Below are 233 nucleotides of genomic sequence, written 5' to 3'. Positions count from 1 at the left end.
TCGATGGCCCGACGCGAGAGTCCTGATCGCCGGTGCCGTCCGGCGTGTACAGTTTGATGTTCGTATCAAGCGTCGCGTCTGAAACGACGAGTCCACAGTCGTCACAGACCGCATCAACGTCATCATCGGCTCGACGAAGTCGTCCGTGACACTCCGGACACGTAGTCTGACTGTGCCGTTCGTCCTCATTCTCCTCCGAAACGGAGTCGGTAACAGACTGACAATCGCCGGCT

General features: G+C 58.4%; 1 pseudogene. It reads right to left on the bottom strand.

Annotated features, from left to right (window positions below):
- Positions 1-233 (bottom strand): annotated as a pseudogene (locus tag EXE42_RS20265) (transcription initiation factor IIB 3); the annotation flags it as partial.

Source organism: Halorubrum sp. SP3 (assembly GCF_005435195.1).
Taxonomy (GTDB): domain Archaea; phylum Halobacteriota; class Halobacteria; order Halobacteriales; family Haloferacaceae; genus Halorubrum; species Halorubrum sodomense.
This window is presented reverse-complemented; position numbering and strand designations above follow the sequence as displayed.